Source organism: Actinocorallia aurea (assembly GCF_054783995.1).
Genome location: NZ_BAAGPQ010000028.1, coordinates 177,265 through 195,715, shown reverse-complemented (window position 1 = coordinate 195,715; position 18,451 = coordinate 177,265). Strand labels below are relative to the sequence as shown.

The 18,451-nt window shown below is 78.2% G+C and carries 1 protein-coding gene; it reads right to left on the bottom strand.

Features of this window, described 5'->3' with window-relative positions:
• Positions 1–11: 11 nt before the first annotated feature.
• Entirely contained in the window at positions 12–18,434 is an 18,423-nt protein-coding gene (locus ACYVOM_RS31830; RefSeq protein WP_460307250.1) for an SDR family NAD(P)-dependent oxidoreductase, read from the bottom strand.
• Positions 18,435–18,451: the final 17 nt, after the last annotated feature.

Below are 18,451 nucleotides of genomic sequence, written 5' to 3'. Positions count from 1 at the left end.
AACCGCTCCTCTCACTCGCTCAGTTCTCGGTCCAGCAACCCGAAGAGTTCGTCGTCGGACGCCGAACCCACGGTGAAGCCGTCTTCGTCCGGGTTCTCTCCGTCCGGGTTCTCGCCGTCCAAGGCGACGAGCGCCGCGCGCAGGGCCGCGGCGAGGTCGTCGCGGGCGCGACCGGCCGCGCCGTCCACCCAGGTGTGCAGCAGGTCCGCGTCGAACCCGGGGGGCGCGCAGCGTTCCAGCAGGTGGCTTGTCAGCGCGCGGACCGTCGGGTGGTCGAACAGGACGGTCGCGGGGAGCCGCTCGCCCAGGTCGGCGCCGAGCCTCGTGCGCAGTTCCACCCCGGTCAGGGAGTCGAGACCCAGGTCGAACAGGCCACGGTCGCGCGGGACCCGGGACGCCTCGCCCAGCCCGAGCGCCTCGGCGACCCTCGCCGCGACGGCCTTCTCGATCTCCTCCTCGGCCGCCTCCTCGGTCAGCCCGGCCACCCGCTCCTTGAGGGGGACGCGGACGGCGGCGGCGCGTGCGGCGCTCGGCGGCAGGAGGTCGCGCAGCACCTCGGGCACGTCGGTGTCCGGGGCGGGGCTCAGCCGTGCCGGGACCGAGACGGCGCGGGCCGCCTGGGCCGTCCGGTCGAACAGCGCGAGCCCTTCGGGGACGCTGAGGGGGCGGATCCCGAGCCGGTGCAGGCGGCCCCTCCCGGCGGCGTCGAGGGAGGCGCCCATGCCGTCCTCCCACAGGCCCCAGGCGAGGGATGCCGCGGGCAGTCCCTCGTCGCGGCGCCGCTCGGCGAGCGCGTCCAGCCAGGCGTTCGCGGCGGCGTACGCGCCCTGGCCTGCGTTGCCCAGGGTTCCGGCGAGGGAGGAGAACAGGACGAAGGCCTTGATGTCGTGGCCTTCGGTGGCCCGGTGCAGGTTCCAGGCGGCGTCCGCCTTGGGCCGCAGGACGCGGTCGAGCGCCTCCGGGGTGAGGTTCTCCAGGACGGCGTCCTCCAGGGCGCCGGCGGCGTGCACGACGGCGGTGAGCCTCCGGCCCGCGACGAGCGCCGCCACCGCGGCGGCGTCGGCGAGGTCGCAGGCGGCGGCCTCGGCGTCCAGTTCCGCGGCGAGTCCGGCGAGCACCGGGTCCGCGCCGCCCCTGCGGCTGACCAGCAGCAGGTCGAACGACCCGGGCGCGCGGGCCGCGAGGTGGCGGGCGACGGCCGAGCCGAGCGCTCCCCCCGCCCCGGTGACCAGGACGGTGCCGTCGCCGAAGTCGGGCGCGGGAGGGGCCTCGGCCGCGGCGGGGCGCAGCCTCGGGACGTGCGGGACGCCGCGCCGCAGCGCGGTCTGGCCGGGGCGGGCCGCCGCGAGCGCGGGCAGCGCCGCCAGCGAGTCGGGATGCCCGTCGAGGTCCAGGACGCCGACGCGGCCCGGGTGCTCCTGGAGCGCGGTCCTGACCAGGCCCCACACGGCGGCGCCGTCCAGGCCGGTGACCGCGTCGTCCACGGCGGCGCGCACCGCGCCGCGCGTGACCACGAGCAGGAACGCCTCCGGCGGCAGCGCCAGCAGGAGGTCCCGAACGGCGAGGACGCCTTCGCGCAGGGCGCCTTCGGGGGCCTCCGCGATGAGCGTGCCCGCGGCGTCCTGAGGGGCCTCCGTCACGGGCAGTCCGGACGCCGCGAGGGCGTCGGCGCGGAACGGGCCGAAGGACAGCACGGAGACCGGGGCGGCGGGTGCGGGCGCCGCCTTCGGCGCGGGCACCCAGGCGAGTTCGTAGGGCCGCAGCGCGGGGGCCCGCGACGCCAGGGCGTCCGCGGGCAGCGGCCGGGTGCGGACCTCCGCCACGGACAGGACGGGGTCGCCGTCGGGCGTCGCGAGGTCGAGCGCGAAGGAGTCCTCGCCCGTGGGCGCGAGGCGGGCGATCAGGCGGCCGCGCGGGGCCGCGTGCAGGCGCACGGACCGGAACGTGTGCGGCACCTGGAGCGGTCCGCCGCCGCCGGTCGCCCTCGCCCCGGCGACGCGGGCGTGGAAGGCCGCGTCGATCAGAGCCGCCGCGACGTCCTCGTCCTCGCCGGTCCCTTCGGCCTCCACCTCCGCGTAGAGGGCGTCGGGCGCCCGGTGCAGGGCGCGCAGCGCGCGGAAGGGCCCGGTGTAGTCGTAGCCCTGTTCGGCGAGGGCGGGGTAGAGGCCGCCGAGGTCCTCCGGCGGCGTCGCGGCGGGCGGCTCGATCGGCTCGAAGGCGGGGGCCTGCGCGCTCAGGACCGCCTCGGCGTGCAGGGTCCACTCCTCGTCCGCCGCGGCTCGGGCGTGGACGCGCACGTCGTCGCCCTGGACGGTGACGCGCAGCCGCACCTCCTCGTCCGCCGCGACGGGCAGCGGGGCGTGCAGGGTCAGCTCGGCGAGTCCCGCGGCGCCGTGTTCGCGGGCCAGCGAGCCGAGCAGGTCGAGCAGGGCGGCGGCGGGCAGGACGGGGACGCCGCGCAGCGCGTGCCCGGCCAGCCAGGGGACGCGCCGGTGCGACAGCACCCCTGTGTGCACGGCCTGCCCGCCGTCGGGGGTGCCGACCGAGGCGGCCAGCAGCGGGTGCGCCGGCTCGTCCGCGCCGACCCCGGCGGCGGTGGCGTCGCCGGGCGGGGGCATGAGCCACAGCCGCTCGCGCCGGAACGGGTAGGTGGGCAGCGCGACGACGGAGGCGCGCGCGCCGAACAGGGCGCGCCAGTCCCAGGAGACGCCCGCGGTGAACGCTTCGGCGACGAAGGCCCACAGGGAGGCGGTGTCGTCCTGGCCGCGGCGCAGCACGGCGTGGGCCGCGGCGTCCGGGTCGCTCTCCTTGACCATCGCGGTGAGCGCGGCGTCCGGGCCTAGTTCCAGGAAACGGGCCGCGCCCAGGGCGCGCAGCCGGGTGACCGCGTCGGCGAAGCGGACCGTCCCGCGCACCTGCGCGGCCCAGTGCGCGCCGGAGCCGAGCACCTCGGCGGAGGCCTCGGCGCCGGTGAGGGTGGAGACGACCGGGACGCGGGGCGGCCGCGCGGGCAGTGTCCCGACCGCGGCGCGGAACGGCCCGGTCATGGGCTCCATGTGCGCGGAGTGGAAGGCATGGCTGACGGTGAGCCGCCGGACGCGGTGGCCGCGCGCGGCGAGTTCCGCCGACGCCCGCGCGACGGCCTCGGCGTCGCCGGACAGCACCACCGAGCCCGGACCGTTCACCGCGGCCAGGTCCACACCTTCCCCGAGGAAGGGCGCGACGTCGTCGGGGGACGCCTGGACGGCGGCCATCAGACCTCCCTCGGGGAGGTCCTGCATGAGCCGCGCCCGCAGCACCACGAGCGCGGCCGCCTCCGCCAGGCCGAGGGAGCCGCTGACGTGGGCGGCGGCCAGTTCGCCGATGGAGTGCCCGGCCAGGAGGTCCGCGGCCAGGCCCCAGGACTCCAGCAGCCGGAACAGCGCGACCTCGACGGCGAAGAGCGCGGGCTGGGTGTGCCGGGTCCTGTCGATGCTGCCGGGGTCGGCGATCGAAGCGGCGACATCGGGGCCGTCGGCGGCGCGCACGGCCTCGGCCGCCGCGGTGAAGGCGCGGTCGAACACCGGGAACTGGCGGCGCAGCGCCTCGGCCATGCCGGCGCGCTGGCTGCCCTGCCCGGTGAAGAGCACCGCGGTGCGGCCGCGGCGCGCCGTCCCGGTGGCGACGTGGGGGTAGCCGCCGCGCTCGGTCGGGGTGCCGGCGAGCAGCGCTTCGAGGCCGCGCAGCAGCTCGTCGCGGTCCCGGCCGGCGATCGCCGCGCGGTGCTCGAACGCGGTGCGCGCCGTCGCCAGGGAGAACGCGACGTCGGCGGGACGCAGTCCGGGGTCGGCCGTGACCCTGTCGCGCAGCCGCGCCGCCTGGTCGGCCAGCTCCTCCGGCGAGCGGGCGCTCAGCACCCAGACGACGGGGCGCGCCTCCTCCGGCGCGGCGGGCACCGGCTCGGGCTCGCCGCCCTCCAGGACGACGTGGGCGTTGGTGCCGCCGATACCGAAGGAGGAGACCGCGGCGCGGCGCGGGCCGCCGTCGCCGGGCCAGGCGACGGTCGCGTCCGGCACCCGGACGGTGCCCGGCGACCAGTCCACGTGCTCGCTCAGCCCGGCGAGGTGCAGGGTGCCGGGGACCTTTCCGTGCCGCAGCGCCTGGACGGTCTTGATGATCCCCGCGACGCCCGCCGCGGCCTGGGTGTGCCCGAGGTTGGACTTGACCGAGCCCATGAGCAGCGGCGCGCGTCCGGCGCGCTCGCCGTAGGTGGACAGGACGGCGCCTGCCTCGATCGGGTCGCCGAGGCGGGTCCCGGTGCCGTGCGCCTCCAGGACGTCGACGTCGGCGGGACGCAGGCCCGCGGCGCGCAGCGCGGCCCGGATGACCCGTTCCTGGGCGGGTCCGTTGGGCGCGGTGAGGCCGTTGCTCGCACCGTCCTGGTTGACGGCCGAGCCGCGCACGACCGCCAGCACGCGATGCCCGTTGCGGCGCGCGTCCGAGAGGCGCTCCAGCAGGAGCAGTCCCGCGCCCTCGCCCCAGGCGGTGCCGTCGGCGGCGGCCGAGAAGGGCTTGCACCTGCCGTCGGGCGCGAGGCCGCGCTGGCGGCTGAACTCGATGAACGTCGCCGGGCTCGCCATCACGGTCGCGCCGCCGGCCAGGGCGAGGCCGCATTCGCCGAGCCGCAGCGCCTGCGCCGCCTGGTGCACCGCGACCAGCGAGGACGAGCACGCGGTGTCGACGGTGACGGCCGGGCCCTCCAGCCCGAGGGTGTAGGAGATCCGGCCGGAGGCGACGCTGCCCGCGCTGCCGCTCACCAGGTAGCCCTCCAGGTCGCGGCCCGAGCCGCGCCGCTGGTGCAGCCGCGCCCCGTAGTCGGCGTACATGACGCCGACGAAGACGCCGCTCTGGCTGCCGCGCAGGGTCGCCGGGTCGATCCCGGCGTCTTCGATCGCTTCCCACGCGGTCTCCAGCAGCAGCCGCTGCTGCGGGTCCACGGCGAGGGCCTCGCGCGGGCTGATGCCGAAGAAGCCCGGGTCGAACTCGGCGGCGTCGTGCAGGAACCCGCCGTGCCGGGTCAGCGACGCGCCGGGCCGGTCGGGGTCGGGGTCGAACAGGTCGGCGTCCCATCCGCGGTCGTCGGGGAACGGGGTGATCGCGTCGCGGCCCTCCGCCACCAGCGCCCAGAGGTCGGCGGGGGTGCGGACGCCGCCGGGGAACCGGCACGCCATCCCGATGATGGCGACGGCGTCGTCGGCGGGATCCGGTACGCCGGGCCCGGGGAACGCGGCGCCGTCCGCCGCGGGCGGCTCGGCCGGGCCGTCCTGCGCGGTGAGGTACCGGGCGAGCGCCTCGGGCGTGGGATGGTCGAACACGACGGGCCCCGGCAGCCTCCGCCCGAGCTCAGCGCCGAGCCGGTTGCGCAGCTCGACGGCGGTCAGCGAGTCCAGGCCGAGGTCGGCGAACCCGCGGTCCTCCTCGATCTCCTCGGGCGCGTACCCGAGCACCTCCGCGACGGCCCCGACGACGAGCGCGAGCCGCTCCGCGAACCCCGGGCCGGCGGACCCCGCCGCGCCGCCGGGCTCCGCCCATCCGCCCTCCACGGCCCACGTCTCGACCTGTTCGACGCCCCCGCTCGCACCCACCGCACCCGCGGAGGCGCCCCCGGGTGTGGGGTGGGCGGAAGGCGCGAAAGCGGAGTTACCGGACAGCTCGTCGTGGGCGGGCCGCACGGCGGGGGTAAGCGCAGGGGCGGACCCGGCGGGTTCCAGTGCCGCGGCGACGACGGCGGGCAGGTCCGCGGCGAGGGCCGCGTCGAGCAGGGCGAGGGCGTCGGCGGGCGGCATCGGGGCGAGGCCCGCGGCCGACAGGCGGGCCAGGTCGCGCGGCGTCAGCGCCGCGCCCATTCCCGCGTCGAGGTCCCACAGGCCCCAGTGCACGGTCAGGGCGGGCCGCCCGGCCGCCCGGCGCTCGCGCACGACCGCCTCCAGCGCGGCGTTGGCCGCCCCGTAGGCGGCCTGGCCCGCGGTGCCGAGGATCCCGGCGACGGAGCCGAAGGCCACGAACGCGTCGAGGTCGAGGTCGCGGGTGAGCGCGTCGAGGTGCCGCGCGGCGTCGGCCTTGAGGGCGACGACGCGGGCGAGCGCCTCGGGGGCGAGGCGCGCGACGGTCGCGTCGCCGGTGATCCCCGCGGCGTGCACCACGCCGGTCAGGCGGGGAATCCCCGCGAGCAGCGCGGCGAGCGCGGCGCGGTCGGCGGGGTCGCAGGCGGCGAGCCGGACCGTGGCACCGGCCTCCCGCAGCTCCCGCTCGATCGGCCCGGCCTCCGGGTGCGCCGCGCCGCGCGCCCCGGCGAGCACCACGTCGCGGACCCCGTGCGCGGTCACGAGATGCCGGGCCACCGCCCTGCCGACGGCCCCGGTCCCGCCGGTGATGAGGACGGTCCCTCCGGCGGCGCTGCGCGGCCAGGGCCCTCGCCCGCCGCCCGGCGCACGCGGCGCGGCGCTCCTCGGGCCGGGGACGGCCGGGGTCCGGGGGCTGCGGGGCGGGAGCGGGGCGAGGACGGGGGCGAGGACCGGGACGAGGAAGGCACCGTCGCGCAGCGCGGCGCGCGGGGCCTCGGGCAGGAGGGCGGGCACGGGCGCGTCGGCGTCGAGGAGGAAGAAGATCCCGGGGTGCTCGGCCTGCGCCGCCTGGACGACGCCCCACGCGGCGGCCGCGTCCGCGCCGGCCGCCTCGCCGTCGCGGACCGCCCGGCCGCGGGTCACGACGGTGAGCGGCGCGGGGTCGGCCTCGGCGAGGCGTTCCCGGACCGCGCGCAGGGCGTGGTGCGCGTCCGTCACCTCGACGGTCTCGCCCGCGGCGCGCGCGGCGCCGTCCGCAGGCTCCCAGACCTGCGCGAGGAGCCGCGCCCTCGGCGGGAGCGCCCTGACCCGCAGCCTCTCGATGGTGAGGACCAGTCTGCCCTCGGGCGTGGCGGCCTCCACGCGGTAGGCGTCCGGCCCGGTCGGCACCAGCCTCGCGCGCAGCCGCGGCGTGGCGGGCGCGTGCACCCGGACCCCCTCCAGCGAGACGGGCACCCGCCGTGGGCCGCCTGCGCCGCCCAGCGGGAGCACGTGCAGCAGCGCGTCGAGGAGCGCCGGGTGCACGAGGAACCGCGCCGCGTCCTCGGCGAGCGCCGACGGCAGCGTGGCCTCGGCGTAGAGCACGCCGTCCTCGGCGCGGGCGGCCCGCAGCCCGCGGAACGCGGGTCCGTAGGCGAGCCCTTCTCCCGCCAGCCGCTCGTAGGCCTCCTCCGCGGCTCCCTCTTCGACCAGGACCTCGTTCCTCTCCTTGCGCGCCACTCCTTCGGGCGGCGGAGCGGGGCTGACGGGATCCGAGGTCAAGGAGGCGGTGCCGTGAGTGGTCCACGGGGAGGAGGGTCCGGGGCGGGTGCGGAAGCTGAGGGTGCCGTCGGGGGCGAGGGCCGCCTGGAGATGGAGGTCCGCGGTGAGGACGACGGGGACGTCGAGGGATAGGTCGGCCAGGTACGGGCGGGACGCGGCCGCGCCGACGGCGAGGGCCAGTTCGGTGAGGGCCGCGGCGGGCAGCAGGGGCGTCCCGTCGATCCGGTGGTCGGCCAGCCAGGGGTGACGGGCGGGCGACAGCGCCCCGGTGTGCAGGCGCCCGCCGTCCGGCAGGTCCACGGCGGTGCCGAGCAGCGGGTGCGGCGCGGCGTCGAGGCCGAGCGCGGCGGGGCTCGCGGCGTCGTCGGAAGGCAGCAGCCAGTAGCGGCGGGTCTGGAACGGGTACGTCGGCAGCGGGACGAGCCTCCCTTCCGGCGCGAAGGCGGTGAAGTCGACCGGGACCCCCGCCACGTGCAGGTGGGCCAGGGCGGTGCGGAAGGCCGCGGGCTCGGGCCGGTCCGCCCTGAGCAGCGCGACGGCGACCACCTCCTGCGCGTCGGCGCCGACCGTGTCGTCGCTCACCGTCTCCTGGACGGCCGCGGTGAGCGACCCGTCGGGGCCGAGTTCGGCGAACCGGGTCGCCCCGCCCGCGCGGGCCGCGCGCACCGCGTCGGCGAAGCGCACGGGGCCGCGCAGCTGCGCGGTCCAGTAGTCCGGATCGGCCATCTCCAGGTCCCCGGCGGGCCGCCCGGTCGCGGTGGACACGATCGGCAGCGCCGCCGGCCCGAAGGAGACTTCGGCGAGGAACTCCCGGAACCGCCCGAGCACGCCGTCCATGTGCGCGGAGTGGAACGCGTGGCTCACCTTGAGGCGGGTCGCGCGCCTTCCCGTCGCCTTCCAGCGCGCGACGAGCGCGTCGACGGCCTCGGCGTCGCCGGACAGGACCGCGGCCGACGGCCCGTTGACCGCGGCGAGGTCGGCGGTGCCCGCGGCGAGCGCGAGCGCCTCCTCCTCGGTCGCCTCGAACGCGGCCATGGCGCCGTCGGCGCGCGCCTCCTGCATCAGGCGGCCGCGCGCCTCCACGAGCGCGCACGCGTCGTCGAGGCCGAGCACGCCCGCGACGTGCGCGGCGGCCACCTCGCCGACGGAATGGCCGATGAGGACGTCGGGACGCACCCCGTGCGCCTCGGCGAGCCGGTAGAGCGCGACCTGCACCGCGAACAGGGCGGGCTGGGCGTTGCGGGTCTCGCGCAGCGCCGCGCCGTCCCCGGCGAGCAGGCCGCGCAACCCGCCGCCGAGCCTGCGGTCCACCTCGTCGAAGGCCGCCGCGAACACCGGTGAGGACGCCAGCAGTCCGAGTGCCATGCGGGGCCGCTGGGAGCCCTGCCCGGAGAACACGAACGCCAGGCGCTGGTCGGGGACCGCCGCGCCGGTGACGACCGCCGGATGCCGCCGCCCTTCGGCGAGCGCGTCCAGCGCCGCGGCGAGCCCCGCGGGCGGCGCGTCCACGACGGCGCGCCGCGGGAACCGGGTGCGCCGGGCCAGCGTGAAACCCGCGTCCGCGGCCTCCACCGCCTCCCGCTCCAGCGCCGCGCGCAGCCCGGCGGCCTGCGCGGCCAGCGCCGCCTCCGTGGCCGCCGACAGCACCAGCGGCGCTCCGCTCCCCGCGTCGGCCCGGCCTTCGGCGGCCCGGCCTGCGCCGTGTGCGGACCCCTCGGACGAGGCGGAGAGCCAGGCCGGGGGGTTGCCGGCGGGGACGGGGCCGGGGGTCGGGGGCTCCTCCAGGATGACGTGGGCGTTGGTGCCGCTGATCCCGAAGGAGGACACGCCCGCGCGGCGCGGCGCGCCCCGCTCCGGCCAGGGCGCGGGCTCGGTGAGCAGGGCCACGGGCGCCGCCGCCCAGTCGACGTGGGGCGAGGGCTCGTCGGCGTGCAGGGTCCGGGGCAGGACCCCGTGCCGCAGCGCCTGCACCATCTTGATGACGCCGCCCACCCCCGCCGCGGCCTGCGCGTGCCCGATGTTCGACTTCAAGGAGCCGAGGAGAAGGGGTTCGCTGCGGTCGGCCCCGTAGGCGGCGATGAGGGCGCGGGCCTCGATGGGGTCGCCCAGGCGGGTCCCCGTGCCGTGCGCCTCGACCGCGTCCACGTCCTGCGGATGCAGGCCCGCGTCGGCCAGCGCGCGGGCGATGACCTGCTCCTGCGCACGGCCGTTCGGCGCGGTCAGGCCGTTGCTCGCGCCGTCCTGGTTGACCGCGGTGCCGGCCACCACGGCGAGGACGGGATGGCCGAGCTCCCTGGCCCGCGACAGCCGCTCCACCACGAGCACGCCCACGCCCTCGGCCCAGCCGGTGCCGTCGGCGCCCGCCCCGAACGCCCGGCACCTGCCGTCGGGCGACAGCCCGCGCTGCCGCGAGAACTCCACGAACATCGACGGCGAGGCCATCACCGCGACGCCTCCGGCCAGCGCCAGGGAGCACTCCCCCGAGCGCACGGCCCGCACCGCGAGGTCCAGTGCCACCAGCGACGAAGAGCACGCGGTGTCCACGGTCAGGGCCGGACCGCGCAGACCCAGCTGATAGGCGATCCGGCCGGAGGCGACGCTGGACTGGTTCCCGGCCAGCAGCAGCCCCTCCAGGTCGGCGGGGGCGCTGCGCAGGCGGGAGGCGTAGTCGTCGTACATCGCGCCGACGAACACCCCGGTCGCGCTCTCCTTCAGGGCGCGCGGGTCGATCCCGGCGCGCTCCAGCGCCTCCCAGGCGACCTGGAGCAGCAGCCGCTGCTGCGGATCGGTGGCGAGGGCCTCGCGCGGGCTCATCCCGAAGAACGCGGCGTCGAACTCGCCGGCGTCGTGCAGGAAGCCGCCGTGCCGGGTGGTGGAGGTGCCGCGCCGTTCGGGGTCGGGATCGTAGAGCGCCTCGACGTTCCAGCCGCGGTCGGCGGGGAACTCCCCGACGGCGTCCCTCCCGGCGGCGACGAGGTCCCACAGGCCGTCCGGTGAGTCGACGCCGCCCGGGTAGCGGCATCCCATCCCGACGATGACGACGGGGTCCTCCTGCCGCCCGTCCCCGGTGGCGGGGCCGGAGGGCACGGGCGCGGCCTGCCCGTTGAGCGCCGCCTGCCCGTTGAGCTCCTCGGTGCCGTCGAGGGAGGCGAGGAGGTGCTCGGCGAGGGCCGTCAGAGTCGGGAACTCGAAGACGACGGTGGCCGGCAGGTCGAGCCCCGTCAGTGACGTGAGCCGGTTGCGCAGCTCCATCGCGGTCAGCGAGTCGAACCCGAGGTCCTTGAAGGCGCGGTCCGCGGGGATCTCGCCGGCCCCGCCCAGGACGGCGGCCACCTGCTCGCGCAGGAGCGCCGCCGCGGTCCGCGCACGGTCCTCGGGGCGTGCGGCGAGCAGCCGGGAGGCCCACGCGCCCAGCGGCCCGTCCGCGCGGACGGGGCGGCGCACGAGGCGGGCGAAGAGCGCGGGCAGCCTTCCGGCGGCGGCCTCGGCGCGCAGGGCCGGGAGGTCGGGCGGCGCGACGAACGCGCGCGGCGCGGTGAGGCGGTCCAGCACCTCCAGGCCGCCGGCGGCGGGGACCGTGCCGACGCCCGCCCTGGCCAGGCGGGCCCGGTCCGCGGCGTCGAGGTGCCCGGCCATCCCCGCCGCGGTGTCCCACAGGCCCCAGGCGACCGACGCCGCGGGCAGCCCGAGCGCGTGGCGGTGCTCGGCGAGCGCGTCGAGGAAGGCGTTGGCCGCGGCGTAGGCGGCCTGCCCCGCGGCGCCGACGACGCCGACCGCGGAGGAGAACAGGTCGAACCGCTCCAGCGGGAGGCCGTCGGTGAGCTCGTGCAGATGCCATGCCGCGTCGGCCTTGGGGCGCAGGACGCGGTCCAGGCGCGCGGCGTCGGCGCGGGCGACCGTCGCGTCGTCCAGGACGCCCGCGGTGTGCACGACGCCGCGCAGCGGACGGTCGGCCGGGATCGCCGCGAGGAGCGCGGCGAGCGCCTCGCGGTCGGCGACGTCGCAGGCCGCGAGCGTCGTCTCGGCTCCGGCCTCGGCGAGCTCCGCCGCCAGCGCCTCGGCGCCGGGCGCGGCGGCGCCCGCCCGGGACACCAGCAGCAGGTGCGGGGGGCGCGGGGCGGCGGCGAGGCGGCGCGCCACGAGGCCGCCGAGCACGCCGGTGCCCCCGGTGACGAGCACCGTGCCGGACGGCGCCGGACGGGGCTGCTCGGCGACCTCGCCGGGCACGAGGCGGGGCCCGTGGGCGATGCCGTCGCGCACCGCGGTCTCGGGCTCTCCGTGGTCGGCCGCGACCGTCGCCGCGGGCGCGGAGCCCGCGACCGACACCACCGCGACGCGGCCCGGATGCTCGGTCGCGGCGGTCCGCGCGAGCCCGAGCACGGGCGCGGAGGCCAGGTCCCCCTCCTCGACCGCGAGGACCAGGCGCCCCGCGCCCGCGAGCACGTCCTGGATCAGCCCCAGCGCCCGCGCGGCGCGCGCTCGCGCCTCCCGCGCGGTGTCCCCGCGCGCGCCGGTGACCGGCACCACGACGGTCTGCCCCTCGCCCGCGGCCCGCAGCACCTCCCCCGCCTCGGTGCCGCCCGGCGCGCGGGCGCCGTCCGGCACGTCGGTGAGGAACGCGGCGGCGCCGAACGCCGGGAGCAGCGTGAAGGAGACCGGGGCTGCGGAGGGAAGCGGTTCCCAGACGACGTCGTGGACGGGCGGGAGCGCCGCGGTGGGGAGGCCGAGGGGTCGGAACGACAGCGAGGCGATCTCGGCGACGGGCTCTCCCGCCTCGTCGGCGAGGGCGAGGCGGTAGCGGTCGGGGCCGAGCGGGCTGATCCGCGCGTGGAGGGTCTCGGGCACGGGCCGGTGGAGCCGCAGCCCCTCGAAGGCGAACGGGAGGAGGGGACGCTCGGGGGCGTCGCCGAACAGGCCCGCGACCACGGGGTGCAGGGCCGCGTCCAGCAGCGCGGGGTGCGCGGCGAAGTCGCCGGAGGGCCGCCCGTTGACGACGGCGTGGATCTCCGGCGCCCGGTCGGTTCCGGTGCGTGACGCCGAGATGAGCCCCTGGAAGGCGGGCCCGTAGTCGTAGCCGCGGGCGAAGAGGGTGTCGTAGACGGTCCGCACGTCCACCGGGACCGCCTCGCCCCGGACGGGCGGGGAGGGCGGGGTGCTCAGGGACTCGGCCAGGACCCCGCGCGCGTGCAGCGTCCAGGGCGCGTCTTCGGACGGGCGGGAGTGCACCGCGAGCGTCCTGCGCCCCTCCTCGTCGAGGGGTCCAGCGAGGATCTGGAGCCGGGCCGGGGCCAGGGCCAGCGGCGCGAGGACGGTCAGCTCCGCGACCGCGGGGGCGCCGGTGAGCGCTCCGGCGTGCAGGGCGAGTTCGGCGAACACCGTGCCCGGGACGAGGGCGCGGCCGAGGACGCCGTGGTCGGCGAGCCACGGCAGCCGGTCGGGCGCCAGGGCCGCGGTGAGCAGGACGCCGCCGTCCGCGAGCGGCACGGCGTCCTCCACCAGCGGGTGCCGGGACGCCGAGGGCCCGCGCCTGGACGGGGTGAGCCAGAACCGCTGCCGGTCGAAGGCGTAGGTGGGCAGGTCGAGGACGTCCGCGGAGGCGGAGGGCGTCCGCCAGGCGACGGGCACCCCGCCGAGGTGCGCCGCCGCGAGCGCGCGGCCGAACGCCCCGGGCCCGCCGTCGCCGCGCCGGAGCGTCCCGATGACGGGGCCGGTGACACCGCGGTCGGCGAGGACCTCCTCCAGCGCGAACGTCAGCACCGGGTGCGGGCTGATCTCGACGAACCTGCGGTGTCCGGTGTCCAGGAGCCCGCCGACGGCGTCGTCGAAGCGCACCGTGTCGCGGAGGTTGCGGTACCAGTGCGCGGCGTCGAACGTCCCGGTGTCGGCCGCCGTGCCCGTCACCGAGGAATGGACCGGGATCCGGGAGGGTCCGCCCACGATGTCGGCGAAGGTCTCCAGCAGTTCCGCGCGCAGCTCCTCCATGGCGGAGGTGTGCGAGGCGTAGGTGACGGGGATCCTTCGGGCCCGCACTCCTTCGGACTCGCAGCGCGCGACCATCCGGTCCAGGGCGTCGGCGTCCCCTGCGAGGACGACCGAGCGCGGTCCGTTGCGCACGGCGAGCTCCAGGCCGTCCAGGAGGCCGCGCGCCGCGGCCTCGTCCGCGCCCAGCGCCACCGAGGCCATGCCTCCGGCGCCCGAGACGCGCCGCAGCGCGATACTGCGCAGGGTGATCAGCCGGGCCGCGTCCGCCAGGCTCAGCGCGCCCGCGACGTGCGCGGCGGCGATCTCGCCCTGGGAGTGCCCGACCACCGCGTCGGGGACGACGCCCGCCTCCTCCCACAGCGCGGCGAGCGCGACCATCACCGCGAACAGCGCGGGCTGGACGACGTCCACCCGGTCGAGTCCCGGGGCGCCGTCGGCGCCGCGCAGCACGTCGAGGAGCGACCAGGACACGTGCGGCGCGAAGGCCCGCGCGCACTCCTCGACCTTGGCGCGGAAGAGCGGCGCCGCGTCGAGCAGCTCGCGCGCCATCTCGGGCCATTGGGAGCCCTGGCCGGGGAACACGAAGACCGTCCCGCCGCGCGCCGCCGTCCCGGTGACTGCGCCCGCGGGAGCCTGCCCCGCGGCGAGCGCGCGCAGCGCCTCGGGGAGGGACGCGTCCGCGGGCAGCGCGGCCCCGTGCGGGAACCGCGTGCGGCGCGCGAGCGCCGCGGCGACCGCGGTGGGCGCCAGGTCTGGACGGGCCCGAAGGTGGGCTTCCAAGGCCGCGGCCTGCCTGCGCAGGGCGGCTTCGTCGGGTGCGGACAGCAGGACGGGCGGGGTCGGCCCCTCCGCGGGCCCAGCGGGCTCCTCCTCGGGCGCCTGTTCGAGCACGACGTGGGCGTTGGTGCCGCTGATCCCGAAGGAGGACACGCCCGCGCGGCGCGGCGCCCCGCGCTCCGGCCAGGGCTCGGCGGCGGTGAGCAGGGCGAGGCCGGAGCCGGTCCAGGAGACGTGCGGGGAGGGCTCGTCGGCGTGCAGCGTCCGGGGCAGGACCCCGTGCCGCAGCGCCTGCACCATCTTGATGACACCGCCCACCCCCGCCGCGGCCTGCGCGTGCCCGATGTTCGACTTCAAGGAGCCCAGTCGCAGCGGCTCCCGCCTCTTCTCGCCCGCGTAGGCCGCGCTCAGGGCCTGGGCCTCGATCGGGTCGCCCAGGCGGGTCCCCGTGCCGTGCGCCTCGACCGCGTCCACGTCCTGCGGGTCCAGGCCCGCGTCGGCCAGCGCGCGGGCGATGACCTGCTCCTGCGCACGGCCGTTCGGCGCGGTCAGCCCGTTGCTCGCGCCGTCCTGGTTCACCGCGGTGCCCGCGACGACCGCCAGCACCCGGTGGCCGTGCCGCCGCGCCCGCGACAGCCGCTCCACCACGAGCACGCCCACGCCCTCGGCCCAGCCCGTGCCGTCGGCGCCCGCCCCGAACGCCCGGCACCTGCCATCGGGCGACAGCCCGCGCTGCCGCGAGAACTCCACGAACATGCCCGGCGACGCCATCACCGCGACACCCCCGGCCAGCGCCAGCGAGCACTCCCCCGAACGCACCGACCGCACCGCCAGGTCCAGCGCCACCAGCGACGAAGAGCACGCCGTGTCCACGGTCAGCGCCGGACCGCGCAGCCCCAGCACATAGGCGATCCGGCCGGAGGCGACGCTCATCGTGCCACCGGTCAGAAGGTAGCCGTCGGAGACGCCGTCGCCCTCGTGCAGGCGCGGCGTGTAGTCCGAGGCGGTCGCCCCCACGAAGACGCCGGTGTCGGTCTCCTTGAGCGCGCGCGGATCGATCCCCGCGCGCTCCAGCGCCTCCCAGGCGACCTCCAGCAGCAGCCGCTGCTGCGGGTCGACCGCGAGCGCCTCGCGCGGGCTGATGCCGAAGAACTCCGGGTCGAACTCCGCGACGCCGTCCAGGAACCCTCCGCGCCTGGTGCGGGACGTCCCCGGGCGGCCCTCCTCGTCGAACAGCGCCCCGAGGTCCCAGCCCCGGTCCTTGGGGAAGTCCTCCGTGGCGTCGCGGCCTTCGGCGACCAGGGTCCACAGGTCCTCGGGCGAGCGCACCCCGCCCGGGTAGCGGCAGCCCATGCCGACGATGACGACGGGATCGCCTTCGCCGCCGCGCGCCTCGGTCTCCGCCGCCTCCTCCCCTGCTCCGGCGAGGTGGTCCACCAGGGCGTCCACGGTCGGGTGCGCGAAGAGCGCGCCCGCGTCCAGCGCCGCCCCCAGTGCCTCGCCGACGCGCTCGCGCACCTCGACCAGGCCCAGGGAGTCCAGGCCGAGGTCGCGGAAGGCGGTGTCGCGGGCTACCCGTGCGGCGTCGGCGTACCCGAGGACCGCGGCGACGGTCGCGAGAACGGCGCGCTCCACCTCGGCCCTGTCGCGCGCCGCCGGCGCACCGGGCGCCTCCCGGCCGGAGGAGACGCCGCCCGTCGGCGCGGGATCCCGGCGGACGGCGTCCGTCGCGGGCCCGCCGTCCCGGGGCGCGGCGGGCAGCCAGTGGTGCTCGCGCTGGAACGGGTAGGTCGGCAGGTCTACGCGCGGCGCGGGCGGGAGCACCCGCGGCCACGCCGCCTCGACGCCCGCGGTGAACAGGCGGCCGAGGGCCGCGGCGGTGTCGCCGTCGCGGGCCAGCAGCGGCACGACCGGCGCCGTCCCCGCCTCGCGGGCGAGCGCGGCGAGAGTGGCGCCGGGGCCCGCCTCGACGTGGACGGCGGCGCCCAGGTCGGCGAGGCGGGCGAGGGCGCGCGCGAACAGCACGGGGCGGCGGGCGTGCTCGACCCAGTGGCCGGGGTCCGTGGTGGCCACGAGGTCGCCGGTGAGCGTCGAGACGAACGGCAGGCGCGCCTCATGGTAGGTCAGCCCGGACAGGACGTCCCGGAACTCCGCCAGCATCGGCTCCATGAGCGGCGAGTGGAAGGCGTGGCTGACCTCCAGGAACCGGGTGCGGTACCCCGCCTCCGCCGCCCGCCCGGCCGCGACGGCCAGCGCGGCCGCGTCGCCGGACAGCACGACCGCGGCCGGGCCGTTGACCGCGGCGACCCCGGCGCTGGCCTCGATCCCCTCCAGGAGCGCCGCGGCGTCCTGCTCGGCGGCGCCCACCGCGAGCATCGCGCCGCCCTCGGGCAGCGCGTCCATGAGCCTGCCGCGGGCGGCGATCAGCGCCGCGGCCGACTCCAGGTCCAGCACCCCGGCGACGTGCGCCGCCGCGACCTCGCCGATCGAGTGCCCGGCGACGAACGCGGGCCGCACCCCGAACGACTCCAGCAGCCGGTAGGAGGCCACCTCCACGGCGAAGAGCGCGGGCTGGGTGTACAGGGTCCTGCGCAGCAGCCCCCGTGTCCCCTCCGCCTCCGCGACGACATCGGCGAGCGGCAGCGGGAGCAGCGGGTCGAGCGCCTCGGCGGCCGCCGCGAAGGCCGCGCGGTAGACGGGCTCCGCCGAGCCCATCCCCGGCCGCTGGCTGCCCTGCCCGGGGAAGAGCACCCCCACCGGGCCCCGGACGGCGTTCCCGGTGACCAGCCCGGCCGCCGGGAGCCCTGCGGCCAGCGCCTCCAGGCCCGCCTTCCGGTCTCCGGTCACCGCGGCCCGCCGGGAGAACGCCGTGCGCGCGGTCGCGAGGGTGCGGGCCGTGCCCGGGGGAAGGTCGCCGAGCTCCAGCAGTCGCCGCGCGGACTCCTGCAGGGCGCGGTCCGTCCGCGCGCTCAGCAGCAGCGGTCCTTCCTGCGCCCCGTCGGCTTCCCGGAGGCCGTCCCCGTCCCGGTCCCGTGCAGGCGCCGCTGCGGGCGCGGACGCCACGACGAGGTGGCAGTTCGTGCCTCCCATGCCCCAGGAGGAGACGCCCGCGAGGAGCCGGGGGCCGTCGCCGGGCCAGGGGCCGGTGGCGGTCCGCACCTTCAGGCGCCATCCCTCGAAGTCGATGTCGGGGTTGGGATCGGTGAAGTTGAGGCTGGCGGGCAGCTCCCGGTGCGCGACGCTGAGGACCGCCTTGAGCAGCCCCGTCACTCCCGCGGCGCCCTCCAGGTGGCCGACGTTCGTCTTGACCGAGCCGACGTGCAGGACGGGGCCGTCAGGGCGGGCGAGGCCGAGCGCGCGCGCTTCCACGGGGTCGCCTACAGGCGTTCCCGTGCCGTGCAGTTCGACATAGCTCAGGTCGGCCGGGGAGATCCCGGACGCGGCGCACGCCTTGCCGATCACCTCGGCCTGCGCCCGCGCGCTGGGCACGGTGAGCCCCTCGGTCGCCCCGTCGTTGTTGACGGCGCCGCCCAGCAGCACCGCGTAGACGCGGTCGCCGTCGGCCACGGCGGCCTCCAGCGGCTTGAGCAGGAGCAGCACCGCGCCCTCGCCGCGCACGTAGCCGTTGGCGCGGCGATCGAAGGTGTGGCACGCCCCGTCCGGGGACAGCCCGCCGAACCTCGCGACGGCGGCGGTCCCGTCGGGGTCGACGATGAGGTTGACGCCGCCCGCCAGCGCCAGGTCGCTCTCGCCGCGGCGCAGGCTCTCGCACGCCAGGTGCACCGCGACCAGCGACGACGACTGCGCGGAGTCCACCGCGACGCTCGGCCCGCGCAGTCCGAAGGCGTACGACAGGCGGTTGGCGAGGATGCCCCGGGTGGTTCCGGTCAGGGTGTGCCGTCCGATGGCGGCGGGCCGCGACAGCGCCGCGTACTCGTCGGCGATCCCGCCGACGAACACGCCGGCGGCCGCGCCCCGCACCGTCTCCGGAACGGTCCCGGCGTCCTCGAACGCCTCCCAGGCCAGCTCCAGCAGCAGCCGCTGCTGCGGGTCCATCGCGGCGGCCTCGCGGGGGGAGATCCCGAAGAACTCGGCGTCGAAGCCCGCGATGTCGTCGAGGTATCCGCCGAAGCGCACGCCCGGATGGTCGTCGGCGAGCCGGGTCGCGCGGTCCGGCGGGGTCTCGCCCACCGCGGTGCGCGACTCGCGCAGCAGACTCCAGAACGCGGCGGGCCCGGACGCGCCGGGCAGCCGGCACGCAGCGCCCACGACGGCGACGGGGCGGACGGGCTCGTGCAGTTCGCTGGTCACAACGGCTCCCCGAGAAC